The organism is Bythopirellula polymerisocia, assembly GCF_007860015.1.
In the GTDB taxonomy this organism is placed as follows: Bacteria; Planctomycetota; Planctomycetia; order Pirellulales; family Lacipirellulaceae; genus Bythopirellula; species Bythopirellula polymerisocia.
Genome location: NZ_SJPS01000004.1, coordinates 759,190 through 783,752, shown reverse-complemented (window position 1 = coordinate 783,752; position 24,563 = coordinate 759,190). Strand labels below are relative to the sequence as shown.

Below are 24,563 nucleotides of genomic sequence, written 5' to 3'. Positions count from 1 at the left end.
TTACGCCCCTCCTTGATGATGCACCCAGCGATGCGACGTGCGAAAGAGCCAGATTGTAATCAAGAGGATGATCACGAACAGCATCCACGCAACCGCCGAGGCATAACCCAAGTCGAGTTCTTTGAACGCCGCAAGGAATAAATGGAGTGAGAGAGTTAGGGTTGCACCTGCGGGGTCCCCTTGGCCATCACTGACGATGTATATCTGGGTAAACGCTTGGACTGAGTGGATCAAGCCGACAACAACATTGAAGAAAATCACAGGTGTGAGCATGGGAAGTGTCACATGCCAAAATTGCCGCCAACGGCCGGCACCATCCAATTCCGCGGCTTCATAGAGCTGCGGAGGTATGTCGGCGATAGCTGCCAGATAAATCACCAATAGATTTCCGACGCCCCAAACTCCCATGAGCACCAGTCCGTCCTTCGATCCAACAATTCGCCCGGCATGGTCTTCAGGCCAGGCGGGGGGCCAGAACGCAGAACTGGTGCTCTTAAACCAGCCTTGAGCGGGGATACCAAGCTTCAGCAGGATCTCATTGATCATGCCTTGCTGGGGATCTAACAGGACTATCCAGAGGACACAAGCAGCTACTATCGGAACAACTGATGGCAAATAACAGATTGTACGAAATACGGCCCTACCACGAACCTCCCAGGAAAGCATCACTGCCAATAGAACACCTAATACTACAGACAAACTGACACTCAAGATCGCAAAATAGGTGGTGTTGAAAATCGCCTGCGCCAAGGTTCCGCCTGAGAAGAGTTCTGTAGAGATTCGGCGATAGTTTGCTAGACCCACCCACTTTGGGGCGCTAAGCATGTCGTAGCGGCAGAAACTCCAATAGAGCGATGCGAGAAATGGATATACTGTCAGCACAGTAAACCCAATAAGCCAAGGGGTTGCCATCCAGTAAGCAGCCTGCATTTCGCTTTTCGAACTATTACCGTTCATGTGCGGAAGCCAAGGCTCAGTTGTTGTTGATGTATTTGGATCTAAGGACTTGGCATCTCATCCCAGCGAGCGAAGGAACTTTACTGCATTGGCAAAGTCTTCCACAGTTTGTGCGGAGCCATTCCGCTCGATGGTTACCCACCCTCGGTATTCAAACTCTTCAAGGTTTCCCAGCAAGGCTGGAAAGTCCGCAGAACCTCGGCCAAGTTCTACCTCGATATTTCGGTCGGCAGAAAAGTCGCGCACGCTGTCTACGGCATGGACATGGGCAATGTGTTGCCCAAGCGCAGACACAAATTCGGTAGGAGAATGTCCCTCTGCCATCAGGTTTACGGGATGTAAGTCTAGCGAGAGTGTTCCTTCCGGAAATGAGCCGACAAAATCCGCGAGTTGAACACAACTATCAAAACCGGCCCGAGCAGCCAACTGAACTCCTAGTCGCATGCCATGTGTCGTCAACGTACCGATCACATCGGCCAGTGTTCCCCAATCAGAGCTCTCTGGATTGACCGGCAGTCGGCCCAGATTACAGACCAAAACTCTCGCCTGGAGTGACGAAGCGAGTCGCATGGCATCCAAGGTAGCTGAAACACGGCGATCCAGGTCGGCAAGGTCTGAATATCCACGTCGTGTGGGAAAGGCCAGCGAACCGACCCGCAAATTCAGATCATCAAGCATTTTCCGCAATTGACGCAGCCCCGTGTCCGAAATATCAGAGGGCAGAAGTTCACTGCGGGCATCGAATTGCACTCCGTCGCATCCAATCGACGCAGCAGTATGCAATGCTTTCTTGAAAGACTGCGCAAAGCACCGAGTTTGTGCCGCGATTCGAAATGTCGTCACTTGTTAGATTCCTTTCCAGACCGAACCCAATATCGCATGGTTAGGGAGCATCTCCCCCGACTTGATTGAAAATCTATGATAAACGCCATTGCCTGGTTAATGCTATGCTCTGCACTCGTTGCTCCGTCTTCCGAGCAACGGCACGTCGACGCTGTCGAGATATTCTACTGTGATTTCTCGAACAATGATATTAATTATGATAAATGGCCCGACGGTTGGAAGCGTAGTTACGGCCCGAACAAGCCTCACTTCGTCGAAGTGGAGATGCAGGAAGACGCAACGGCAGTAGCGGGAAATTGCCTCACCATGAAGCTTAATGGTGGTGGAGCACTCATCAGTAGCCCGGCTGTAGCCATTTCTGACAACTTTGGCTATGTGGTAGAAGCACGTCTGCGAGGCCAAGGTGGGAAGTATTCTCGCGCCCAAGTAAAGATTGATTTTTGCGACGAGAATCGTCAAGTCCTCGAAACGGCAACTAGTAAATGGTATCAGGACACCAATGACTGGGAGAAGATTCACATCGGTCCGGTGAATGTCACTCACCCTGAGGTTCGATGGGCGATAATTTCACTATTAGTCATAGAAGGAGAGCATGTCGACCTCCAGGGCTCCTTTTCTCTGGACGACGTTTGGTTGGCCCGATTACCTCGGATGCATGTCCATACCAATAGTCCCTTTAATGTTTACGACAACAAGAATAACGTGGTAGTAACGTGCGAACTCTCGGGGATCCGAGAACAGGACCCGAATATTCATTTTGAGTTACTAGACGCCAGGAGTATCAAACTCAACGATAATACCATCCAATTGGCAGGGCGCTTGATTACCGAAAAGCTGAGCAAGTCATCGGATTTCATCGATTCGAGTGTAGAGAGGCCTGCCGGCTACGCAGGAAGCACGAGTTGGCACCCGCCGATCAAAGAATACGGCTACTACAGTGTCAAAGTCTCGATGAAGACCAAAGGCGGAACTCCACAAGTCCACATGATTTCGATTGCGGTGGTTCCACCCATGCAGACTGCTTCGCGGGGTGAATTTGGTTGGTCTTTGGCAGGAGACGACATTCCTCTTAGTTTCGAGCAGCTTAATCAGCTGTTGCCCCGGACCGGAATCAGTTGGGTAAAACTTCCTGTTTGGTATGGGGAATCCGAAGCGGATCGCGGCGATCAACTCGTGTTATTCACAGAGCAGTTAGCAGCAAAGGATATCGATGTAGTAGGGGTGCTCGACCATCCACCGGCAGATCTGGATTATTTTGGAAAGGATCTACCCGCCGATGCGAGCATTGCCGATCTGTTGTCGAACGTCGATTCGTCCATTTGGCTTCCCTCACTCGACGAAGTACTGACCCGGCTATCCCTGCGTGTTCGCTGGTGGCAACTCGGGGTCGATAACGACACCAGTTATGCCCATTTCCCGAATGCTGAGAAAGAAATCCGAGCACTGCGAGAAAAGCTTTTTCGGTTCGGACAGGATGTGAGTTTAGGTCTCGGCTGGCCCTGGCTAGAAGCCGCCCCACCGAATCGACTAGCAACTTGGGATTTTCAGCAACTCTCCGCATCGCCTCCACTGACGGGGGAAGAACTTGCAACTTATCTGGCTCTCCCTGAACGTAAGGGAGTCACGCGTTGGACACTTGTCGAGCCGCTTCCGAGAAAAGATTATGACCTTGAAACGCGCACCCACGATCTTGTGCAACAAATGATTTCCGCGAAAATTCATGGTGCCACTAAAATCTTCGCTGCAAAACCTTTTGATGACGATGCTGGCTTGATGAGTGATCAGGGCACTCCAAGCGACTTACTACTTCCCTGGAGAACCGCGGCTTCGCTTCTAAGTGGAACTCGATTTCTGGGGACCATTCAACTACCCGGAGCGAGTGAAAACCGACTCTTTGAGGATGAGAAAGGCACTGTACTCATGGTTGTCTGGAATCAACAACCTCGCCAGGAAGTTATCTACCTTGGCGAAAATGTCCAGGTGGTCGATGTCTGGGGACGGTCGGAGTCGCCAGACCTCAAAAACCATCGACACGTCCTCGACATCAGTTCATTGCCAAAGTTTGTTACGGGAATGAATACCGCAGTAGCCAAAATGCGGCTGGGTGCACAGTTCACTGAATTGAATATTCCAAGTGTTTTCGAGATGGCTCACTCAAACAACATTGAACTCAGGAATACTTTTGAACAAGGCGTTGGCGGTACCATCAGAATCATCGGGCCCGAGGGTTGGCAAATTATTCCCGATCGGATCGATTTCAAGCTGGCTGCAGGAGATAAAGTGAAAAGACCGTTTCAAATTATCCTGCCTTTTGATGCCACCAGTGGTAAAACTCCACTCCGTGTTGATTTTGAAGTCAACGCTGAGAAACCTTACAATTTCAGCGTCTACCGAACCCTGAATGTTGGGGATACCAATATCGAGCTAGAACTGACAACTCGACTCGCCGAAGACGAAACATTGGTTGTCGAGCAGCGAATGATCAACCACGGCAAAAAACCTGTGGATTTTAAGTGTTTCCTCTATGCCCCCGGGTCCGAGCGGCGAAGACAAAGAATGCAAGTCTTCCAACTAACAAACAATTGGGATATCAAGACTTATTCTTACTCTCATGGCGAAGACCTCCTCGGCGAAGAACTTCTCCTGAGGGTGGAAGAAATTGGTGGAGAACGCCGTGTGTTGAATCACCGTGTTCTAGTCGAAGAGTGAACAAGAACCTTCGAGATGACATCGAACGCCTTGTCTGGAACCATGCCACTCAGTACGATATTCAGTTGAAAAAGCAAGGTGCCATTTTCAAGGTACAGCAGAGCCTGTCAACTATCAGTGTCATCAGAGAGTCTATTGCAATCGGGGTTACATGTCTACCGTTGGAAAAGTCGTTGAATACATTGATCAGGTTGCTCCGCTGTCGCTTGCAGAGGATTGGGATAACGTTGGGCTGCTGGTCGGAGATCGTGTTTGGTCAGTAGAACGACTGTTAACCTGTCTTACTATAACTCCTGCAGTGGTCGCCGAAGCCATTGAAGGCCGAGCTAATCTGATTGTTACTCACCATCCCCTCCCCTTTCATGCTCTGAAGAACATTACTGCAGATACCACGGTTGGCCGATTGCTATTGAACCTTATCTCTGCCCGGATCGCAGTCTACAGTGCTCATACGGCCTTCGACTCAGCTCGTGCTGGCATCAACCAACATCTGGCGATCGGCTTGGGATTGCAGGAAATTGTTCCGCTTTTTCCTAGGGATGTCGATGACGCTGACATTGGTGCTGGTCGCAGTGGAATTCTTGGAGAAGATGTGCCGCTGTTGGAGATGGCCAAGCGAGTCAAACAATTCCTCAGCTTAGAAAAACTTCAACTTGTCGGGCAAGACGACCAAGTGGTCAGCCGAATTGCCATTGCCTGTGGAAGTGGAGGCTCGTTTCTTGACCGGGCTATCGAATTGGATTGCGATTGTCTAATTACTGGTGAAACGAATTTCCACACTTGTCTCGAAGCTGAGGCTCGCGGAGTTGCCTTGATACTTCCTGGCCATTTTGCCTCCGAGCGGTTCGGTATGATTTCACTTGCTGATTATTTAGGTGATTTGATCCCAGAAATCACCGTTTGGGCCAGTCAGAGCGAGGAGGATCCCCTTCGACTTCGGTGAACCTAGCGCATGAGGCAAAAAGTGTTTGTTGATAGTGCAGCAGGTGTGATCGGGGCTGAAAACCTCTCAAGTTGACCCCCCTGCTCCCCCGCCTAAAATGTGAAGGATGGATGGACTTCATTCCCTGTCATTGTAATTAGTCCTGCCAAACGTTTTACCTCAGTCGCTGGTTCTTACTCTCGCGAGTGAGAAGCAACTCAAATAGTCGGGTAAAAAGCCTGACGAAAAGGTCCGACATGATCCAATTATCCCAGACTTGCCATTCCGATCTCTCGTCATGTCGCTTTCTGACAGCCCTCCCCGTTTATAACGAAGCGAGACATGTGACGTCTGTGCTTGATGAAGTTGTCAAGTTCGCAACCGATGTGTTAGTTGTCGACGATGGGTCAACAGATGGAACTCGAGAACTTTTGAAAGATCGGGCAGATATTCATCTGCTTTCGCACCGCGAAAACCGAGGTTACGGTGCTGCCTTGAAATCAGCTTTCGACTTCGCAATTCACCACCGTTACGATCTTATTGTAACTATTGACTGCGATGGTCAGCACGAACCACAACGCATCGGGCAGATGGCGGCCGCTTGCCGGCATGCGGATATCGCCTCAGGAAGTCGGTATTTGGTGGCCTCCCCTTCGATGCAAGACGTACCTGGTGATCGGCTCAAGATCAACCAGACCATCACCAAGGAGTTGAATCAACAGTTGGGCTTGAAACTGACCGACGCCTTCTGTGGTTTCAAAGCCTATCGAACGAGAACACTCGCTTGCCTGGAGCTCACCGAAACTGGTTATGCCATGCCATTGGAACTGTGGGTCCAAGCAGCCGAGCATGATCTCCACATCACGGAGGTTCCTGTACCGCTAATCTATTTGGATGAAGATCGCAGTTTTGGCGGAGCACTCGACGCGGCAGAAATTCGCCTGAACTACTATCGTGAGGTGATCGCACGTGCGAGAAGATCTGCTGCTATCCCAGGACTGGTTGAGACAGACACCCAAGCCGCTTCTTGTTTCATGCAGAACTGTTCATGACCTCTGCGAATCGCTATCCAGGATTTTGCGCGCCTATCGAAAACGGGCAAGTATTCTGCGATCCAGCTTGGCCTAAGTTGATCGAATGGACTGGAAGTGAAAATAACAGATCGCAGTTGGATCAAGGCCTACTCTTTGGCTTGCCGATCTCACAGCTTTCCGCACAGGCCCGCAAATCCACAATCTCAGCGGTAAAGACATATACGAGCCAATATGCGGATGCTTCTAGCTCCGCAGACCCCGACGGGCCGCTGATATTCACTGGCCATCAACCTGAGTTGTTCCACCCGGGAGTTTGGTACAAAAACTTTTCCGCTGCTCGACTAGCCAAGGCAAGTGGCGGTACAGCCATCAATCTCATTATTGACAGCGATCTATGTCGCGCTCCCGCCATTCGAATACCTACAGGAAGTGCCAACGACCCTGCGGTGGAACATGTTGCATACGATAAAATCGCCGCCTCAGTTCCCTATGAAGAACGGCAAGTGGCGGATCAAAGGCTTTGGCATACTTTCGGCGAACGCTCTGCCGATACAATTCAACCTCTCGTGAAAGCCCCCATGGTCCGAGATTGGTGGCCAACCGTAGTTTCCTCAAGCTCTAAGTCGAAATTGGGAATTGCTTTATCCCAAGCACGACATCGTCTTGAACGTGCCTGGGGATCCTACTCTTGGGAGGTTCCCCAAAGCATGCTTTGCCAGTTGGAGGCTTTCAGGCTATTTGCGTTGCATCTCTTTGTACATGCCGAGAGGTTTCGACAATCCTACAATTCCGCGCTCTCTCAATATCGAATAGTACATCGCCTACGCAACCTGGCTCACCCGGTTCCAGACCTCCACTCAGAGGCCGATTGGATTGAAACTCCGTTCTGGGTGTGGAGCACCGCGGCCCCTGTGAGACGCCCACTGTATGTCCAGACCCATTCAAGTGAGTGTTACTTGTCTGATCGCCATGACTTCGCTGAGTCACTGCCCATCGATAGCGACAGCGAATCAGACTTAGCATCCAGTAAATTGGCGGACTTGGAATCTCGAGGCATTAAAATTAGAACACGAGCACTCACGACAACACTATTTGTCCGGCTCTTTTTGGCAGACGTTTTCATTCACGGCATTGGCGGGGCAAAATACGATCAAGTGACTGATTTACTCTGTCGCAATTTTTTGGGCATCGAACTCCCCCCGTATGCCACTGTTTCAGGTACCCTGCATCTACCCATTCCTCACATAGCTCCTGAACTCGCTTCTGAAAACTTCCTGCGACAAGAAATGCGAGACTTACTTTATCACCCCGAGAGCCATTTGGAAGACATGAGACTTGGCCCAGAAGACAAGGCTCAAATCGAACAGCTTATCAGCTCAAAACAGAAATGGGTGCATACGAAAAAGACGCCTGGAAACGCCACCGTGAGGCATCAAGAGATCACTAGTTCGAACGAACAATTGCAGGTGTGGCTTGCGAATCGAAAGAAGCATCTTGAGCAGGAAATCTTTCGATCTCAGCGGCAAGATAATATTTCGCAGATTCTCAATTCGCGGGAATACAGCTACTGTCTGTTTCCCAGTGAATCATTGCAAGAATTCCTGCTCAAATAGCGAACCCAGTCGTTATTCCAAATCGACTGACCAATAAGCCGAGTCCACGAACGCTTTCCAACTGGAATATTTTGGATTCCCCAGCTTGATAGTCAACATCGGACTTCGCCGTGGCATGATTGGCTTGCGGATCAGTTTCATGCCAGCATTTTTGGGAGTGCGTCCCCCCTTGCGAACATTGCACTTCACGCATGCACAGACGAGATTCTCCCAACTAGTTCCTCCTCCTAGACAAGTAGGAAGAATGTGATCGAGGCTCAACTCATTGGTAGGAAATCGCTTGCCACAGTACTGGCAGACGTTGGCATCGCGAGCAAAGATATTGCGGCGGTTCAGTCGGACACGTTGCTTGGGAAGTCGATCGTAGTACAACAACCGAACGACGCGGGGGACACATACCTCAAAGTTTACACTACGAATCCAATCGTCGTGGGGCTCTTTGAAATCTGCTTTCAGCTCGCTAATTTCTCGCCAAGAATGAAAGTCGTAATTGGCATATTGGCCGTCTTCGACGTGAATCACTTCTGCAAGTTGATTGAGGAGCAAGCCAAAGGCTCTTCGTACACCGACCACATGCACCGCCATATATTGGCGGTTTAAAACTAGTACACTTGCGTTGAGTCCCGTAGGCGAAGCGGCCGACATTGACATATTCCTTCCGGTGAAAACTCGCTTTTATTACTTTGTAATGGGTACGACGGCTACAGTTCCTTCCTGAAATATCCCTCGATAGGGGGGGAGTTGTGTTCAAGAATAGACACGCCACGCTTGGCACAAGTTCTGCGGAAATTGCCAAGAACCATCGCAGGAAACTGCTGTAGAGTCCCACGATTACTGAAAGTGGTTGACCACCACACCAGCCGGATCGCCTGACTGAACGAAGCAGGGGTTCCCCGACGAGCGCGGAAATTTCCTTGCCACCTAGCCTTATTGTACTTCCCAGCCTACCGGGAAGCCAGAGAAGTATGTCTCCGACCTCGAAGATTATTGAAAACTTCATGGGCACGACATTTGCTCTCCATGCTGGCCACAATTCCTTGCTTAATCAACTGGTCACTCTTACAGAAGGTCTCAAAAAAATAAAGGGAAGTTTGCCTTGCCCTAGTCGAGAACTTGTCGTTAGTATGAATTTACAGGGATGATTTCCGTTATTGCCGTGCGCAAGATTCTTGCTGATAGGAGCCAAGCATATGATTCACTACACTTGCGATTGCTGCCAACGACCCATCGATGCCGAGATCGATCCTAGATATGTAGTTCGTATGGAAGTCTACGCGGCTCTAGAAACTGCGGAGGATGAGGGCGACAACGATCGTGATCATCTTCAGGAAATCCAGGACATTCTCGAATCACTTGATGATTCATTAGATGGACATGTCGACGACGAGGTATATCGTCACGTCCGTTTTGATCTATGTGGAGAATGTCGAAATCGCTTTGTAAAGAATCCGCTAGGCCGCGCGATGTCACAGCAATTGGATTTCAGCAAGAACTGACTCGTTCAGTCAAACAATTCTCTTGCCTTTCTACAACCGAAAGTTAACTATGCCTGGCCGCATTCGACGCGACCCGCGGATTCAGTTTCTCGTCTTCGTCCTGTTTCTCACTCTGGCACTCGTTAGCAAATGGTTAGAACCTTATTTGTCGCAGGACTCGACGTCGCCCTCTTCAACGATTAACGAGGGTGAACAAGAGGTCCTAAGAGTTGTGGATGGCGACACTCTATTGCTCAAGAAGGACCGAGTGCGCGTCCGTCTCCAGGGCATCGATACCCCAGAGACAGTAAAGGAAGACACCGCCGTGCAAGCTTGGGGACCTGAGGCGACTGAATACACCAAACGATTCGTTGCAGAAGCTGGCGGCAAGCTCACTTTCACTATCGATGGTGAACTAGAAGACCGATACGGTAGGAAACTACGATTCGTGTGGAACAACGATCGTCTTCTTAACGAGGAATTGGTTGCCGCAGGTCTGGCGCGAGCGAAGCTGGGATACGACTACAGCCAGTCGATGAAAGACCGTCTGCGTCGAGCCCAAGACCGGGCACGAGGCGCTAAACTTGGTATCTGGGGGACAATTCGCTAGATATGGTGAGCTCAGTATGCCTGCCCAAGAGGTATCCCTCCGGGCGGGAGTTGTTGGTGGATCGGTTGGGCTGCTGGCTGAACCATAGTCGGTGCTGGTGATACGAACTGGGTCTGGGTGTAGGGCACGAGCGGGCTTTTTGTGTCCATGGAATCCTGAGCCTGTGGAACGACATAGGCTGCGATCGGTTGCTCTTGATAAGCCGTGGGAGCTACCCCTGGAGGGGTTCCAATCCCAAAATTCGTTGGAGAGGCAAACGTATTCCAGTCATTGCTACCTGGTGCTCCCATCGCTGAAATGGCACCGGGGGGTGCAGTCCCCAGGTCAATTTGACGGTAGCCAGCCAGAACCGGTAATTGCCATAGAGCTGGGTTGAGAGAACTTTGATTGATCTGCACGGTGCCAACGTCTATCGACAAGGCAAGCTGGGCAGTTGGCATCGAGATATCGATTACCTGTGGTAGCGATACATTGACTGCAGGATAATACTGGTGTGATCGTGCGATTGCACTGGCTAGCAATGTCCCTTTTGCATCGTATAAGTGCTGCTCAAGGACCCAGGCCCGCTGAGCATCAACCACTGTACTCTTGGTGAGAGTTCCGATCCGGGTTTGAATCACAGAGCGGATCTCGAGCGTTCCATTGCCATGCGGTATGGGGCCCTCGTGGAAGTCCTCCGGTGCAAACTGGGCAAATCCCAGGGCATCGAGCAACCAACTTGGTTCTATCGGCATCAACTGCTGGGCAGCACTTCCCACATATTGGCTATGGCGGGCGAAATACAAGTCCGGTGGCTCGTTTCTTTTTACCCAGAACCAAAATAACTCTTCATTGCTTCCCAAGTCGACTTCTTGTCCTGTAAGAGATGTGGACGCCTGCAAACGCAACCTACCAGGACGCTCTGCAGCGATGTTCCCACTGAGAGAAGGCAAAACCGTGGTGCCAGGCACAGAGATCGAGGCATTGTTCGTCTGAAAATTTTGAATCCGAATGGAATTTTGATTCACTGCGGCAATGACTTGATCAAGAGCTGCTCCCGGTACAAGTACTTCGGGAGCTGGGGGGCCTACCGATGTAAAAGGATTACGAATCGAGCGTGAACAAGTCGCGCCTGAACAACAGAAGATTAACAGTAGGCCAACTAGGCCACGTGCTGGGTATTTTCTGAGATAGTCAGGTATTCGCATCATGCTACTGGTTTACTCGGCTCGAACTGGGAAACAGTTTTGCCAGGCGTCGAATCACGGTTTGAGTACAGCAAATCAAACATTTTCTGTTGGATTTTTACTGTCTGTTCGGCCGTCGGCTCCGCGACAATCAGCTCAAATTCTTTTTCGCGTCGCGAACAATGCAGGATCAAGACTTCTCTTCCCTGGTCATCCCGAGTCGAATCGTCTCGCCGTAAAGACTTACGGCGTAGTAACAAGAGTCCGAGCAAGTACCGGAATTCAAGTTCGGCAGGTACCTCTTCCAGAGCCTCGAACAAATTGAGCATGACGTCAATCGGGGCCATTGCAGGTGGAGCATCCCCTTTGGCAGGGACTCGCGATCGCCACCAGCCTACGCAGTCTTCGGAAGCTCCCCGCCAGGCATCGGCGCTGAAGTCTTGGCGAACCACTTCGTTCGCTTGGAGCTCCAGGAGCGAGAAATAGACATCACCCGGCAGCAGTGGTCGCTCGGTTGCGGCACAGACTCGGCTAAATGTAGCGATATCGATTTCCAGTTGCATGGGCGCATAGTCCACTGGCAGGGAAGAGCGTTGTATAGCTCCAGATGGGCAAATAGAGCGGCCGGGATAGTAGAAGAAGGTTTCTATGGCGGCAAGGTGAGCACGCAAAGCTGCTAGCGGGGATTGAAATTCTCCCACAAGCTGAGGGAAAGGCTTGTTTCTCGAAGAACTTGCTTTTTTCGCAAAGATATGACTTGCCAGCTAGCTGAGTATTCGCCAAAATAGTGAACATTAGTATACATTCCATGGAGGTGTCCCATGCTAGCTAAGTTGCACACATTGTCCTTGCTCGGTATTGATGCCCTGTCAGTCGAGGTGGAAGTCGACGTTTCTCCGGCAGCGATTCCCAAGATTATCCTGGTCGGGCTTCCCGAGGCGGCCGTCAAAGAGAGCACCCACCGCATCGAGCGGGCATTGGTCAACAGTGGATACGTTAGACCGCAGAATAGAGTAGTGATCAATCTTGCCCCGGCAGAGCTTCCCAAACAAGCCGCGTCGTTTGATCTAGCAATCGCATTGGGACTCCTAGCAGCAAGCGGACAACTCGACTCAGATCTATTTGAACAGTACGCTGTGGCGGGAGAGCTTGCACTCGACGGCCAAACTCGTCCCATCAAGGGCGCTTTATCCATGGCGATGTCCGCTTCAGCAGATTTCGCCCCAGAGCAGCGGCGAAAACTCCGCGGCATCGTAGTCCCCTCCGCCAATGCCGCCGAAGCTGCCGTTGTAGAAAACATCGAGGTCGTTGCTGTGGATACCCTTGCGCAGGCCGCCGCTTTCTTCGCCGGGCATCTTCCCATCGAGCCCACTCCCTCTCGCCTGGAAGAACTATTCCAAGAGCTAGGAGGCTACGATGTTGACTTCGCCGACGTCCGAGGCCAGGAAATGGCCAAGCGCGCGATCACCCTGGCCGCTGCCGGAAATCACAATCTGCTTATGGTAGGCCCGCCAGGTTCGGGAAAGACCATGCTTGCCAAGCGAGTTCCCAGCATTTTGCCCGGCTTATCTGCGGAGGAATCTATCGAAACAACTCGCATCTACAGCGCCTTGGGCAAACTACCTTACGGCAAACCGCTCTTAGCACGGCGTCCATACCGCGCACCTCATCACACGATTAGCAATGCCGGGCTGGTCGGCGGCGGCTCGATCCCTTCGCCAGGCGAAATCAGTCTGGCCCACAACGGCGTCCTCTTTCTCGACGAACTTCCCGAATTCCACCGACAAACACTTGAAGTACTGCGCCAACCACTCGAGGATGGGCGAGTTTCAATCAGTCGAGCCCTCAGCTCGAACGAGTTCCCGGCGGATTTCATGTTGGTTGCATCTTTGAATCCGTGTCCGTGTGGATATCGGAACGATCGCCGACGGGAATGTCACTGCACGATTCCCCAGATAGAGCGCTATATGTCCAAGATCAGCGGCCCACTGCTGGACAGAATTGATCTTCACATTGAGGTGCCAGCTGTTCCCTATGGAGAGCTGGCTGCATCGGCCCATGGAACTGATAGCAAGTCCATGAAGGAATCGGTCGTTGCTGCCCGCGAGCGCCAGACTCAGAGATTTGAAGGTACCGCGACTCGCACAAATGCACAGATGACATCTCGCCAGCTGCGTGAGGTGTGCCCACTTGATTCGACCTGTCAGAAACTGTTGGAACAGAGCGTCGACCAGCTCGGCCTCTCGGCCCGCGCCCACGACAAGGTACTCCGTGTTGCCAGAACGATTGCCGATGTTGACGGTGCCAACGACATTGGCGTGGAACACATCAGCGAAGCAATTAATTATCGCATGCTCGATCGGCAGTTTTGGAGCTGAGCGTCAAGAAAGCCGTGCGATGCTTTGCGTCACACGGTTTTCTTTTTGCGCACGTTCTCCGCTTTACCAGTCATTTCATATAGAAACCGGCTAGGAACCGTATCGCGAAGTTTGCCCCACTTTCGTCGCGCGAGAGCAAAAGAAAGAGTTAATTGCTCTTGAGCACGAGTGACACCCACATAGCACAGTCGGCGTTCCTCATCGATCGCGTCTCCTTCAATCTCGACCGAACGTTTGTGCGGCAGGATTCCTTCTTCCATCCCGACCATATACACAAAGGGGAACTCCAAACCCTTAGCCGAATGGAGTGTCATGAGCGCAATAGCATTATTCTGGAGTTGACTCTCTTTGTCGTCACTACTATCCCGGGTACCTAGGGCTATATCATCCAGGAATTCTTGCAGCCGAGATTCTTTTTTATTGCGTCCATCAAACGCTGCGGCGGCGTTGATGATTTCTTCCAGCGAAGCATTTCGAGCTTCGCGATCGTTAGGATCCGGATACTGGCGATCCAGCTCTTGATGATAACCTGTCCTCGATATCACTTCAGAGATCAAGCCGGCCAATGAAGACTTTTGGGCAATGTGTTGAAGCGATAATATTAACTGCTGGAAATTTGTAGTGGCCTCGGATGCATGAGCAGGCAGAACATCCCAGACCGTGGCCCCTTCGGTGGTCGCGGTGGCTAGGAGCTGCTTGACCGTCGAAGCCCCGATATTTCGCGCTGGTGTGTTAATGATCCGTAGGAGCGATGCCTCGTCTTGAGGATTCTCAATAACTTTCAGATAAGAGAGAAGGTCCTTGATTTCCTTGCGGTCGAAAAAACTCATCCCACCTAGTAACACATAAGGCAATTTCGCTCGCCGCAATTCTGTTTCGAAAGCACGCGGCTGCTCGTTTGTACGGCACAATATCGCAATATCCTGTGCCCGCACGCCAGGCTTAGACAATATCAGCTGGATATCGGCTACGACCTTTTCTGCCTCGTCGTTTTCATCTCGCGGTTGGAGCACGCGGGGAGTCTGTCCATTAGGCCGGGCAGCCCGCAACACCTTTTCATGGCGCACTCGATTGAAAGCGATGAGGGTATTGGCGTAGCTCAAAATCGCGGCCGTCGATCGATAGTTTTCTTCCAGTCGCACCACCTTGGCTTCGGGCCAATCATTTTTGAAACCGAGAATGTGTTGCACTTCCGCTCCGCGCCAGCCATAGATCGACTGATCATCATCACCTACCACACACAGATTGCGATGCCCTGCCGCCAGACCCTTAACGATCTGATATTGACTTTGGTTCGTATCTTGATATTCATCGACTAATATATGATCGAATAAACCTGCTTCCTCGCGACGCACAGCGGGATGCTTGGCGAACAATTGTTGCGTCAGCAACAACAGGTCATCAAAGTCGACCATGCCTTTCGCCTTGAGATTGCTTTGATACCGCCGGTAGGCAGCTGCAGCGATATGCTCTCGATCTGAATCGGCCACGGAAGCTGCACGCCCTGGCTCGAAGGACCGACTCTTCCACTGGCTTACAATCGATAGCAGGTCACCCGGCTTGAGCGATTGATCGGGGCAGCGAATCTCACGCAAGGCGGCCCGGGCCTCGGACTGTTGGTCCGAACGATCGCAGATCGTAAACTTCCGGGGATAGCCGAGGTGTTCCACATGGCGTCGAAGAATTTTCACACACAATGAGTGGAAAGTGGAAATGAGCGGTCGCGAAACCTGCTTTTTCCTCTTGCCTCCCAGAAGTTTTGTAGCTCGGTCCAGCATCTCCCCGGCTGCTTTTCGTGTGAAGGTCACCGCCAGAATTCGCTCTGGCAGGGTGCCGTGACGGATTAACTCTGCAATCCGATGAGTGACCACTCGGGTCTTGCCAGTTCCTGCTCCTGCAAGCACCAGGAGTGGGCCTTTTAGGGTTCGAACTGCTTCGCGTTGAGGTGGATTGAGGCCGTCGGACATTCGGAATGAAGAAAATCTCAATTTCGGGTGGGGAACATGGAACTCAGGATCGTAAGGCACCTTCTTGTCAAGGGAAAGTCCTTGACGAAAGCGAGCCAAACTGCATGAAATCCAGCACCCTCTTGAGCCACCTTGACTGTAAGTGCTGACAGCTCCTACACTTCGGGAACAGGGAATTGTGATTTTGCCTGCTTTTTTTCCTTCTTGCACCCAATTTGACGCCATGAAATCAGAACGACGCCACGACTTGGAAACCAATGAACTCGCTGTTAGTCTGCGATCGACAATCGACAAAGCAAAGCCCTATCATACGCACTTGTTGGTGGGTGCGGCGATTGTAGCCGTGCTGATTGCCTTGTGGGGCGTCTGGGGCACTAGTTCGTCTGTCACCGAGCAAGAGGCCTGGGACAAGTTTATCTTGGCCAGCTATAGCAGCGATCCAGAACTGCTTGAAATGAAACGACTTGCCGACAACTCGGAGTACACTGGCACTACAGTTCCCGAGTGGGCCTATCTCATGTGGTGCGACCGGCAGCTGCTCATCGCTTCGCAAAGCTTTCTGGTTGACCGCGCTGCTTCAACGAGCCGATTGAAACAAATTCAAGGTATCTACGAAGGTTTGATTACCGGCGCGAGCGTATCTCAGATTAGGGACCGTGCCCGTTACGGCTTGGCACAAGTCTATGAGTTGCAAGACAAACTCGAGGAAGCTCAAGAGAAGTATGTAGACGTGAAAGGCGACTTAAGCACTCTGGCTACAAACCGGACTGACCAACTCAAAGAAAAAGAAGTTATAGAATCCTCCACTTGGTTGGCAACTGCCGAGCTACCAAAACGCAAGGCAGCTACTCCAGGGACGACAAACTCTGGGAGCCGACCAAGCTTCGAGGCCGAAGTCCCCAAATCCCTATCGTCGCCGACGGATATCCAGGACTCCAGATCGCTGGAGGACATATTGACTGGCGCTAACGGAGCGGGGGCTGATGAGGATCGCTACAAAGACTCGCCCGCCGAGGATGCAACTGACGCCACTGATGTTGCTCCCGCGGAGGATCAACCCGCTGGCGAAAATGCAAAATCGACGGAAGAGACCTCGGAAGGACAATGATCCCCCAATCCGAGCCAGGCGATGGCGATGAAGATCAGGACCTGGTACCGGACGAATTCACTTCTGTATCTGAGAACCAGCCAGTTCAATTCCTTGTGCCAGATGAGTCCGCCGACCAGCGGCTCGATGTTTTTCTAACTGCTCAGTTTATTGGCACGAGCCGTGCCCGAATTCGTCGTTCAATAGACCAAGGTGCGGCCTCGGTCGATGGCGTTGCACAGAAGGCAGCGTATCGTATCTCCTCGGGTGAGAATGTTAAGTTCTTCCTTTCTCCCCAACCAGCCTCGGGCCCTGAACCGGAACCCATACCGCTCGACATCCTGTATGAGGACGATGAAATTGCGGTAGTCAACAAGCCTCCCAGGATGGTGGTCCATCCTGCTCGAGGTCATTGGTCGGGGACCCTGGCCAGTGCCTTGATTTATCACTTTGGGCAATTGAGCCAACAAGGGGGCGCAACGCGGCCCGGGATCGTCCATCGCCTCGACCGTGATACAAGTGGGGTCATGGTCATCGCCAAGAACGACTTGGCCCATCAGAACCTCTCCGAACAGTTTCAGAACCGCACGGTCGAAAAAGAATACTTGGCGATTGTGCAGGGAAGCCCCGACCGCGATCGGGACCTCATCGACTTAGCTGTGGCGAACCATCCCTCGCAGCGAGAGAAAAAGGCACTGCTGCCAGACCATCCCACAAGTCGAGCTGCCCAAACTTTCTACGAGGTCGAAGAACGATTTCGCGGCTTAGCGCTTATCCGTGCTTTTCCTAAGACCGGTCGCACTCACCAAATTCGGTTGCATCTCAACTCGCTCCGGTGCCCCGTACTGTGTGATAAGCTCTATGGCGGGCGGACGCAGCTCACGCTTGGGGAGCTACGAAATATTACTCGCTCAAAAGAATTGGCAGTTGGCCTCTCTCCAGAGGAGGTATTGCTTAATCGCCAGGCTCTCCACGCTCAAGTGCTCAGGATAACCCACCCGGCTTCCGGGGATAGACTGGAGTTTCGTTGCGAAATTCCCCCCGACCTAGAATCGCTCTTGCTGCTATTGCGGCAATCTAACGAATCGCGATAGAACACGCCATCAGATTTTCTGATGATGCTCAACTAGCTCTAGTGAAAACTGCTCACTCACCATAAGGGAAAGACTCGTGGGAATGCTCAAAGAATTCAAAGAATTCGCCATGCGAGGAAACGTAGTAGACATGGCGGTCGGAATCGTAATCGGTAGTGCTTTTGGTGCCATAGTGACTGAACTCGTGGGAAAAGTCATCACTCCAATTGTCGGCTATATGCAGGGAGGAGTCGATTTCAAAGATAAGGTTTATAAGCTACCTGTTCCCGAACTTGCGGAAGGTGTGGCGGCCCCGAGCATTGGCTATGGTGCTGTACTGCAAGCACTTCTCAACTTTCTGATAGTGGCCTTCGTGTTGTTCTTGGTAATCAAAGGCATGAACACGCTCAAGAAGAAGGAAGAGGCCGCTCCATCTGCTCCACCTGAAGAAATCCTCCTGCTGCGTGAGATTCGCGACTCGCTGGCTAAGAATTGAACAGTCAAGCAATCCGAAGTTAAACATTGTCAAACAGCGTTCCCATCAGGTCGCGAGTTCCCAAGGTCCGCGGGCTCACTAGCAATTCACCTGCAAGGTAACCAGCAGCATGTCCTAGCTGACTTGCGATCGCCTCGATTCGTGGAAAAATGTATTGCTTTTCTGGTGGGAATTGCGACTTATAACATCGCACGGCTGCCAGTTTTGCGGCAAGTGTTTCCCCAATATCGACGACCATGTGCCCTGCCCCTTCGAGTGGAGCGGCTCGGTGCGACTCAAGCGTGTAGTACATTTGAGCAGCGATCGTGTGCGGCGGCAGATTGGTAAAATCAATGTCCCACTTCGTGAGACGTGAGTAGAACACGGCCGCATCGGTGATTTGCATCGCTTGCCAGTGGTCGGGGGAGGCCAGAGGCGTTTTTTCCCCTAATCCCAGCACGAGCCGCGGACGGAACTTGCGAAATTCAGTCGCTAACTTGACCCGTGCCTCGTAACTATCGAATAACTTGCGATTCGGCAGATCAAGAGTCACACGATGCTGGATACCCAGGGCTTCAGCAGCGGCAAGTGACTCAGCTAGTCGTTCTTCGGGTCCTGAAGACGCAGGAGTCGGCTCGCCATCGGTGAGATCGATGATTCCCACCTGATAGCCCTGCCGCACGAGCTGAGCCAGCGTGCCGCCGCAGCCGATTTCCACATCATCGGGATGGGCACCCACGGCGATCACGTCGAGTTGTGGGTAGTCATTCGTAGCCATGAACTATTCAATGGTTGGAGTAGGTTGCAATGGTGCCACACCGCTTTGCACCCTCAGTTGGGCGAGTGCGGCCCGTTGGTCGTCTGACAACGTCTGCGGAGAGCCCAAACTGTCAGCGAGCAATACGATGCGACAATAGGAATCCAGTACTTCCATCAGATTGTAGGCATCAATGAGACTCGCACCATAGGTGACCGCCCCATGGTTGGCTAAGATGCAGGCGTTTGAGCGATGGACAAATGGTAGGACCGTACGGGCGAACGTAGCCGTTCCCGGCATTTCGTAGGGGGCCACCGGGACATCTCCCAAGAAAAACTCCGCCTCGGCCAACAGTCCGAGCGGCACGGGTCGGCCGCTGATCGCAAACGCCGTTGCATGAGGTGGATGGCTGTGTACGACACTCAATACATCGGAACGTGCCTTGAGAATCTCTAAGTGTAGGAGAATCTCGCTAGATCGACGTTTGGCACCTGACAACTGTTCTCCAGCGAGATTCACGAGACAAATATCTGTCGGTTCCAAGAATCCTTTCGAGTGCATCGTGGGTGTACAAAGGATTTCGTTCTCAGTCAAACGGACTGTTATATTCCCATCGATCCCGGCGACGAGTTGACGTTGCCAGAGTCGGCGGCCAATCTCGCAAATCTGCTCTTTGATTTGTTCGGCATCGAGTTGATTCAAGTCCGTCATGGTTACCTCTCTACCGTCCAACAATGGTAACCCGACGACCGTCCACATGGATCTTTCCTGCCGCAAGCAGTTTCAGCACATGGGGGTAGGATTCCTTTTCTGCTTCGAACACCCGGGCGGCCAGGGTATCGGCGGTATCGTCGTCAAACACCGGCACAGGTTGTTGCCAAATGATCGGGCCGCGGTCGTACTCGTTGTCGACAAAATGAACCGTGCATCCGGTTACCTTGGCCCCATAGTCAAGCACCGCCTCATGGACATGATGGCCATACATGCCATGGCCGCAAAAAGACGGGATCAATGAAGGATGGATGTTCAACACACGTCCCGCAAAATCTTCCGGCACAGGGGCAAGTTTCAAAAAGCCAGCCATGGCGACATAATCCACCTCGGCTTCACGACAGGAATTGAAGACCGCCGTACCGAAGGCCTCGTCCGATGCAAATTGTTTTCGCTCGAAAACAGCCGATGGGATCCTAGCCTCGTGAGCATATTGCAGCCCCCCTGCCCTTCGGTTGCTTGATATCACCAGGCGCACATCTACAGGGAGAGTTCCTTCGGCTGCCAAATGAAGAATGTTCTCGAGTGTGCGGCCGCCGCCAGAGATGAGAACGGCGAGTCTAATCGGTTTCAATGTCTGCCGACTCACGATGACACTCGTAGGTAGAGTTCCACTTCGGCATCTCCAATCTTAAAACCAAAAGGTTTCGCACCTTTTAATTGCTCAAAGACGATCTCGACCGCGAGCGTCTCTTGCTTGATGCGCTCAAGATACTGCTCGATCGCAGAAAGAAGCTCGGGGGATTTTGTTACCAAGCCAATCTGAATTCTATCAGTAAACTCACAACCAAGTTCCTTACGCTGTTCCTGCACACCGCGTATGAAATCTTTGACCCACCCTTCCGCCAACAACTCAGGTGTGACTTCCGTCGCCAATACCACGACCACTCCTCTGTCATTGGCAGAGGTCCAACCTGGTTTAGCTTGGATACGAAACTCGACCTCTTCCGCAGTGAGTGAGATTTGTTGTCCATCGATCTCCAGATTGATTTGCCCATTGTCCTGAATATTTGCAAGCAATTCGCTTCCGCTCTGCTTGGCGAGAACTCCCTTAACCTTCGGCATGAGTTTCCCAAGTTTGGGACCAAGAAGCTTGAAATTCGGCACGACCTCGTGATCGACATACTTTTCAGGCTCGTTGCTGAATTCTACCGCTTTGACATTGAGTTCCTCGGAAATCGCTGCCGCGTGGTCTTCCAGCCATGACTGGTGGGTCGTGTCCGCCAAGATGACTTCCACCTTAGCCAGCGGCTGACGAACCTTAAGTTCCGCTGCACTGCGGGCTTGTCTGCCTAGTGACGATATCAAGCGGACCAGATTCATCTGCTCTGAAAGTGACTGATCCGTTGCAGAAGCATCGCCGGTAGGGTAATCACAAAGATGCACACTCTCGACGATGCCTTTCTCACCCTTCGTCCCTTGAAAAGCTGCTACGGCCAAGTCCTGCCACAGTCGCTCGGCCAAAAACGGCACAAACGGGGCAATCAGTTTCGTCGTCGTGAGCAAACATTCATACAGCGTCCAGTAAGCATCAAGCTTGTCGGTCGATCGCTTCTCTTTCGCCCAGAAGCGGTCACGACTGCGGCGGACATACCAATTGGATAGTCCGTCGATAAACGCCGTGATTGCCTGGCAGGCTCCGAAATTATCGTAGGCATCCATGCGTTCGACGACTGTGGCACACGTCGCATTGAGTTCACCAAGGATCCAGCGATCTAGCTCGCTCCGTTCGCAGAGTGGACGGTAGGAATCTGCCCCCGACAGAGTCCGAGTGTCTAACTGAACTGGTCGCTGAAGCGACCAGTCCGCTTGGGTGGCTTCCAATTCACCCGCCGGATCGAACTCATCGATGTTCCCGTAGATTGTGAAGAAGCTGTACACATTCCACAATCGGAGCAGAAACTCCGGGATACTGTCCTTAATCGCCTCTTCGCTGTAGCGGATTGAAGTCCAGGGGGGCTGGTTGGCGAACAGATACCATCTGAGCGCGTCGGCCCCGTACTTGTCGAAAATCTCATTCGGCTCGCGGTAGTTCCGCTTGCTCTTTGACATTTTCTGACCATCTTCGCCAAGCATGAGGCCGAGGACGATGCAATTTTTGAAGGGATGCGGATAAGGGGGTTGGGGGCTAGGGCTCTTTTTATCCCCCAGTCTCGAGTCCCCAGCTCCCAGTCCCCCAAAAAGCAGTGTGCTAATCGCCAATTGGCTATAGAACCAGCCGCGGGTTTGGTCGAGGGCTTCGCTAATGAAATCGGCGGGGAATTGCGATTCGAATCGCTCTCGCTCAAGGCCGGATTCCTGCCCACGATAGCCCCACTGGGCGAAGGGCATTGCGCCGCTGTCATACCAGCAGTCGATTACTTCGGTGACCCGACGCATTCGCGCACCCTTGGCAAAGGGCGATTCATACGTTACCCCATCGATATAGGGCTTGTGAATCCGAAGATCATCCGGCAATTCGGGGTTCTTTGACTTCGCTTCGTCCCAGATTTCAGTTCCATTGACTCCAGGCTTGGCCAAGAGCTCTTCGTAGCTGCCAACTGCTTCCATCTGCCCGGTTTTGTCGCAAACCCAAATCGGCAGCGGCGTTCCCCAGTAGCGTTCCCGGCTCAACGCCCAATCGACGTTCGACTCCAGAAACTTGCCAAACCGGCCCTCTTTGATGTGCTCCGGCAGCCAATTGATCTTCGCATTGTTAGCGAGCATCTGGTCCTTGTACTCGGTCGTGCGAATGAACCAACTCTCACGTGGATACTGGATAAGCGGATCTTCTTCGGCCCGCCAACAGAACGGATAATCGTGGAGATATTGTTCCTGGTGGAATAACAACCCGCGTGTCTTAAGATCGCGGATGATGTCTTTGTCGCAATCTTTGACCCAACGGCCTCGACAGTATTCGGGGCCTTCGTCGGTAAAAGTGCCATTAGGGGCAACTGCGTTGATAAGTGTGGGGCCTCGTTGATGCGGCGCAACAAAACTCAATTCGCGCTCTAGAATAGAATAATCATCTTCACCGTAGGCTGGTGCTATATGCACTAGACCAGTCCCACTATCCGTCGTTACGAAGTTTGCCGGAACAATGAACCACCCGTGGAATCGAATTCGATTCTCAGAAACTTTTTTCTTGACCCTCTCTTCTACAATCTCAAAATTGTCTTGATGGGTCCGCTCTCCCTCGACCACACTATTTAAAAGACTATTACTTGTGAAAAAGTCGCGGATTGCTCTGGAAGGAGCGTCCTCATAGCCTAAATACGATAACTCACTGAATTGAGTATTGAACTTAGAATGGTATTGCTCAAAGGGAGGCCTGTATCTTAATCCGTGAAGTGTTGATCCCTCAATTGGTCCTTCTAGTTCCTTGAGTTCTACCTTTCTTTTTACTTCTAGATCCTTAATCTTGTTCTCAGCAACAAGCAACTTGCGCCCATTGTCATCCGGATCAGTAACTTTAAAATAGATCTCATCAGAGCCTACCGCTACGTATTGATTACTCGGTAAGGTCCAAGGTGTCGTCGTCCATACAAGCAGCGAAGTATCCGTTTCGTTGTTCTCATCATCCAGTAGCGGAAACTTAACATACACACTGGGGTCAGCCACCTGCCGGTATCCTTGGCCGACTTCGCCGCTGGAAAGAGCCGTGCCACCTTGGGCCCACCACCAGACGATTTTGTGGCCACGGTATAACAGGCCCCGATCGAAGAGCGTCTTAAGGCTCCACCAGACGCTTTCGACGTAGCTCTGATGATAGGTGACATACGCCTGGTCGAGATCGACCCAAAAGCCTAACCGCTCGGTCAGTCTTCGCCACTCTTGCATGTAACGCCATACGCTTTGTTGGCATTTCTGGATAAAGGGTTCAATGCCGAAGGCTTCGATCTCTTCCTTGGAGTGGATGCCCATCTCCTTACAGACTTCTACCTCCACGGGCAGTCCGTGTGTGTCCCAACCCGCTTTGCGTTCGCAGCGGTAGCCACGCATCGTCTTGTAGCGTGGAAAGAGATCTTTTATCGCGCGAGTCAGACAATGCCCCGGGTGAGGCATCCCGTTGGCCGTAGGTGGGCCTTCGTAGAAAACAAAAGGCGGCGCACCCTCACGCGAAGCGAGCGACTTGTGATAGATGTCATTCTCACGCCAAAACTCGCCAATGGCCAATTCACGCGCGGGAAAACTTTCGCTCTTATCAATTGTAGGAAACATGGCTTCCGTTAGCAGATTCTTATCTCGGCGGGTGCATCAACGGCCAAAAACAAATAACCAATGACCAATCGTATTGCTGGTCATTGGTCATTGGAAATTAGACATTCATCTACATCAGTCGTCGTCAAAGTCGGGATCGTCACTAAACGGCGAGTCATCGTCGTCTTTATCATCATCATCATCATCGCCGAAAGTGTCTGGGAATTCATTGTCCTCAGTCAGGTCGTCTTCCCAATCTTCTTCGAAATCGTCATCGAAATCGTCGTCGAAATCGTCGTCGTCGAAATCGTCAAACGGATCATCCATCTCAGCGACGATATCGGCCGTCCTACCTGTCAGATCCCACGACTCGTCGATAATTGGCCTCGCCAAATCTGGCATAGCTAGCACTCCGCACCCCATTCGCTCACCTATCTCTGCGTAACTAAATCAATATACAAACAGCCCTACGTAGGCCGCTCACTGGCTTCTTCACAGATTGCTGAGCAGAAATCGACTTAAAGTGTTTACTACCAAGCAATTATTG

Annotated in this window: 21 protein-coding genes; 10 read left to right on the top strand and 11 right to left on the bottom strand. The window is 51.8% G+C overall.

What is annotated here, in order from left to right; genetic code table 11:
• Both Pla144_RS15925 and Pla144_RS15920 read right to left on the bottom strand, forming a co-directional pair.
• On the bottom strand, positions 1-957 hold the full coding sequence (locus Pla144_RS15925; RefSeq protein ID WP_231936384.1) for a carbohydrate ABC transporter permease: 957 nt from the start codon (positions 955-957) through the stop codon (positions 1-3).
• Positions 958-1,014: 57 nt separating this feature from the next.
• Positions 1,015-1,800: a sugar phosphate isomerase/epimerase family protein gene (locus tag Pla144_RS15920; protein ID WP_146451657.1), complete on the bottom strand. Its 786-nt coding sequence runs from the start codon at positions 1,798-1,800 to the stop codon at positions 1,015-1,017.
• Between the two features lie 75 nt (positions 1,801-1,875).
• Between Pla144_RS15920 and Pla144_RS15915 the strand changes: the two genes are divergently transcribed.
• The 4 genes from Pla144_RS15915 to Pla144_RS15900 all read left to right on the top strand — a co-directional run bounded on the left by Pla144_RS15915 (position 1,876) and on the right by Pla144_RS15900 (position 8,078).
• On the top strand, positions 1,876-4,509 hold the full coding sequence (locus Pla144_RS15915) for a COG1470 family protein (protein ID WP_146451656.1): 2,634 nt from the start codon (positions 1,876-1,878) through the stop codon (positions 4,507-4,509).
• Between the two features lie 151 nt (positions 4,510-4,660).
• Positions 4,661-5,452, top strand: coding sequence for a Nif3-like dinuclear metal center hexameric protein (locus Pla144_RS15910; RefSeq protein ID WP_146451655.1), 792 nt, complete (start codon positions 4,661-4,663; stop codon positions 5,450-5,452).
• Between the two features lie 236 nt (positions 5,453-5,688).
• Positions 5,689-6,483 (top strand): glycosyltransferase family 2 protein, encoded by a 795-nt coding sequence (locus Pla144_RS15905; RefSeq protein ID WP_146451654.1) that lies wholly within the window; start codon positions 5,689-5,691, stop codon positions 6,481-6,483.
• The gene (locus tag Pla144_RS15900; protein WP_146451653.1) at positions 6,480-8,078 is read left to right on the top strand and encodes a hypothetical protein; all 1,599 of its coding nucleotides are present in this window, start codon (positions 6,480-6,482) and stop codon (positions 8,076-8,078) included. The genes Pla144_RS15905 and Pla144_RS15900 overlap by 4 nt, the downstream gene beginning before the upstream one ends.
• Positions 8,079-8,090: 12 nt before the next feature.
• Here Pla144_RS15900 and Pla144_RS15895 read toward each other — a convergent pair whose 3' ends face one another.
• Positions 8,091-8,723 (bottom strand): HNH endonuclease, encoded by a 633-nt coding sequence (locus Pla144_RS15895; RefSeq protein ID WP_146451652.1) that lies wholly within the window; start codon positions 8,721-8,723, stop codon positions 8,091-8,093.
• A 545-nt stretch (positions 8,724-9,268) separates the two neighbouring features.
• On the opposite strand from Pla144_RS15895, the gene Pla144_RS15890 reads away from it, so the two are divergent.
• Together Pla144_RS15890 and Pla144_RS15885 are read left to right on the top strand one after the other, a co-directional pair.
• Entirely contained in the window at positions 9,269-9,574 is a 306-nt protein-coding gene (locus Pla144_RS15890; RefSeq protein ID WP_146451651.1) for a hypothetical protein, read from the top strand.
• Positions 9,575-9,623: 49 nt separating this feature from the next.
• The gene (locus tag Pla144_RS15885; RefSeq protein WP_146451650.1) at positions 9,624-10,163 is read left to right on the top strand and encodes a thermonuclease family protein; all 540 of its coding nucleotides are present in this window, start codon (positions 9,624-9,626) and stop codon (positions 10,161-10,163) included.
• A gap of 11 nt (positions 10,164-10,174) precedes the next feature.
• Here Pla144_RS15885 and Pla144_RS15880 read toward each other — a convergent pair whose 3' ends face one another.
• Both Pla144_RS15880 and Pla144_RS15875 read right to left on the bottom strand, forming a co-directional pair.
• Positions 10,175-11,353: a hypothetical protein gene (locus Pla144_RS15880; protein ID WP_146451649.1), complete on the bottom strand. Its 1,179-nt coding sequence runs from the start codon at positions 11,351-11,353 to the stop codon at positions 10,175-10,177.
• Complete coding sequence (locus tag Pla144_RS15875; protein WP_146451648.1) at positions 11,350-11,892, bottom strand: hypothetical protein; 543 nt, start codon at positions 11,890-11,892, stop codon at positions 11,350-11,352. Before Pla144_RS15875 ends, Pla144_RS15880 begins: the two co-directional genes overlap by 4 nt.
• A gap of 258 nt (positions 11,893-12,150) precedes the next feature.
• Between Pla144_RS15875 and Pla144_RS15870 the strand changes: the two genes are divergently transcribed.
• Positions 12,151-13,707: a YifB family Mg chelatase-like AAA ATPase gene (locus Pla144_RS15870; protein WP_146451647.1), complete on the top strand. Its 1,557-nt coding sequence runs from the start codon at positions 12,151-12,153 to the stop codon at positions 13,705-13,707.
• Between the two features lie 29 nt (positions 13,708-13,736).
• On the opposite strand, the gene Pla144_RS15865 is transcribed toward Pla144_RS15870, so the two are convergent.
• On the bottom strand, positions 13,737-15,674 hold the full coding sequence (locus Pla144_RS15865) for an ATP-dependent helicase (RefSeq protein WP_146451646.1): 1,938 nt from the start codon (positions 15,672-15,674) through the stop codon (positions 13,737-13,739).
• A 223-nt stretch (positions 15,675-15,897) separates the two neighbouring features.
• On the opposite strand from Pla144_RS15865, the gene Pla144_RS15860 reads away from it, so the two are divergent.
• The 3 genes from Pla144_RS15860 to mscL all read left to right on the top strand — a co-directional run bounded on the left by Pla144_RS15860 (position 15,898) and on the right by mscL (position 18,330).
• On the top strand, positions 15,898-16,782 hold the full coding sequence (locus Pla144_RS15860; protein WP_146451645.1) for a hypothetical protein: 885 nt from the start codon (positions 15,898-15,900) through the stop codon (positions 16,780-16,782).
• Positions 16,779-17,855: an RluA family pseudouridine synthase gene (locus Pla144_RS15855; protein ID WP_146451644.1), complete on the top strand. Its 1,077-nt coding sequence runs from the start codon at positions 16,779-16,781 to the stop codon at positions 17,853-17,855. Before Pla144_RS15860 ends, Pla144_RS15855 begins: the two co-directional genes overlap by 4 nt.
• A gap of 82 nt (positions 17,856-17,937) precedes the next feature.
• A complete protein-coding gene (gene mscL, locus Pla144_RS15850) occupies positions 17,938-18,330 on the top strand; it encodes a large-conductance mechanosensitive channel protein MscL (RefSeq protein ID WP_197530730.1) in 393 nt (130 codons plus the stop codon).
• 19 nt (positions 18,331-18,349) lie between these two features.
• Here the strand turns inward: mscL and Pla144_RS15845 are convergent, their stop codons facing one another.
• From Pla144_RS15845 to Pla144_RS15825, 5 genes are all read right to left on the bottom strand, one after another.
• Positions 18,350-19,087, bottom strand: a complete 738-nt coding sequence (locus Pla144_RS15845; protein WP_146451642.1) for a PIG-L family deacetylase — start codon at positions 19,085-19,087, stop codon at positions 18,350-18,352.
• 3 nt (positions 19,088-19,090) lie between these two features.
• Complete coding sequence (locus tag Pla144_RS15840; protein WP_146451641.1) at positions 19,091-19,825, bottom strand: class II aldolase/adducin family protein; 735 nt, start codon at positions 19,823-19,825, stop codon at positions 19,091-19,093.
• On the bottom strand, positions 19,788-20,426 hold the full coding sequence (gene purN / locus Pla144_RS15835; RefSeq protein ID WP_231936383.1) for a phosphoribosylglycinamide formyltransferase: 639 nt from the start codon (positions 20,424-20,426) through the stop codon (positions 19,788-19,790). The genes Pla144_RS15840 and purN overlap by 38 nt, the downstream gene beginning before the upstream one ends.
• On the bottom strand, positions 20,423-24,037 hold the full coding sequence (gene ileS, locus Pla144_RS15830) for an isoleucine--tRNA ligase (RefSeq protein ID WP_146451639.1): 3,615 nt from the start codon (positions 24,035-24,037) through the stop codon (positions 20,423-20,425). The genes purN and ileS overlap by 4 nt, the downstream gene beginning before the upstream one ends.
• A 114-nt stretch (positions 24,038-24,151) precedes the next feature.
• Complete coding sequence (locus Pla144_RS15825; RefSeq protein WP_197530729.1) at positions 24,152-24,418, bottom strand: hypothetical protein; 267 nt, start codon at positions 24,416-24,418, stop codon at positions 24,152-24,154.
• Positions 24,419-24,563 lie beyond the last annotated feature (145 nt).

What these genes read in the sequence shown, in the direction of transcription:
- Pla144_RS15915 (WP_146451656.1), top strand. Translation starts at nt 1,876, where the DNA reads ATGATAAACGCCATTGCCTGGTTAATGCTATGCTCTGCACTCGTTGCT.
- Pla144_RS15825 (WP_197530729.1), bottom strand. Translation starts at nt 24,418, where the DNA reads ATGCCAGATTTGGCGAGGCCAATTATCGACGAGTCGTGGGATCTGACA.
- Pla144_RS15870 (WP_146451647.1), top strand. Translation starts at nt 12,151, where the DNA reads ATGCTAGCTAAGTTGCACACATTGTCCTTGCTCGGTATTGATGCCCTG.
- Pla144_RS15880 (WP_146451649.1), bottom strand. Translation starts at nt 11,353, where the DNA reads ATGATGCGAATACCTGACTATCTCAGAAAATACCCAGCACGTGGCCTA.
- Pla144_RS15895 (WP_146451652.1), bottom strand. Translation starts at nt 8,723, where the DNA reads ATGTCGGCCGCTTCGCCTACGGGACTCAACGCAAGTGTACTAGTTTTA.
- Pla144_RS15875 (WP_146451648.1), bottom strand. Translation starts at nt 11,892, where the DNA reads ATGCAACTGGAAATCGATATCGCTACATTTAGCCGAGTCTGTGCCGCA.
- mscL (WP_197530730.1), top strand. Translation starts at nt 17,938, where the DNA reads ATGCTCAAAGAATTCAAAGAATTCGCCATGCGAGGAAACGTAGTAGAC.
- Pla144_RS15840 (WP_146451641.1), bottom strand. Translation starts at nt 19,825, where the DNA reads ATGTGGACGGTCGTCGGGTTACCATTGTTGGACGGTAGAGAGGTAACC.
- Pla144_RS15910 (WP_146451655.1), top strand. Translation starts at nt 4,661, where the DNA reads ATGTCTACCGTTGGAAAAGTCGTTGAATACATTGATCAGGTTGCTCCG.
- Pla144_RS15900 (WP_146451653.1), top strand. Translation starts at nt 6,480, where the DNA reads ATGACCTCTGCGAATCGCTATCCAGGATTTTGCGCGCCTATCGAAAAC.
- Pla144_RS15905 (WP_146451654.1), top strand. Translation starts at nt 5,689, where the DNA reads ATGATCCAATTATCCCAGACTTGCCATTCCGATCTCTCGTCATGTCGC.
- Pla144_RS15925 (WP_231936384.1), bottom strand. Translation starts at nt 957, where the DNA reads ATGAACGGTAATAGTTCGAAAAGCGAAATGCAGGCTGCTTACTGGATG.
- Pla144_RS15885 (WP_146451650.1), top strand. Translation starts at nt 9,624, where the DNA reads ATGCCTGGCCGCATTCGACGCGACCCGCGGATTCAGTTTCTCGTCTTC.
- Pla144_RS15860 (WP_146451645.1), top strand. Translation starts at nt 15,898, where the DNA reads ATGAAATCAGAACGACGCCACGACTTGGAAACCAATGAACTCGCTGTT.
- Pla144_RS15865 (WP_146451646.1), bottom strand. Translation starts at nt 15,674, where the DNA reads ATGTCCGACGGCCTCAATCCACCTCAACGCGAAGCAGTTCGAACCCTA.
- ileS (WP_146451639.1), bottom strand. Translation starts at nt 24,037, where the DNA reads ATGTTTCCTACAATTGATAAGAGCGAAAGTTTTCCCGCGCGTGAATTG.
- Pla144_RS15845 (WP_146451642.1), bottom strand. Translation starts at nt 19,087, where the DNA reads ATGGCTACGAATGACTACCCACAACTCGACGTGATCGCCGTGGGTGCC.
- Pla144_RS15855 (WP_146451644.1), top strand. Translation starts at nt 16,779, where the DNA reads ATGATCCCCCAATCCGAGCCAGGCGATGGCGATGAAGATCAGGACCTG.
- Pla144_RS15890 (WP_146451651.1), top strand. Translation starts at nt 9,269, where the DNA reads ATGATTCACTACACTTGCGATTGCTGCCAACGACCCATCGATGCCGAG.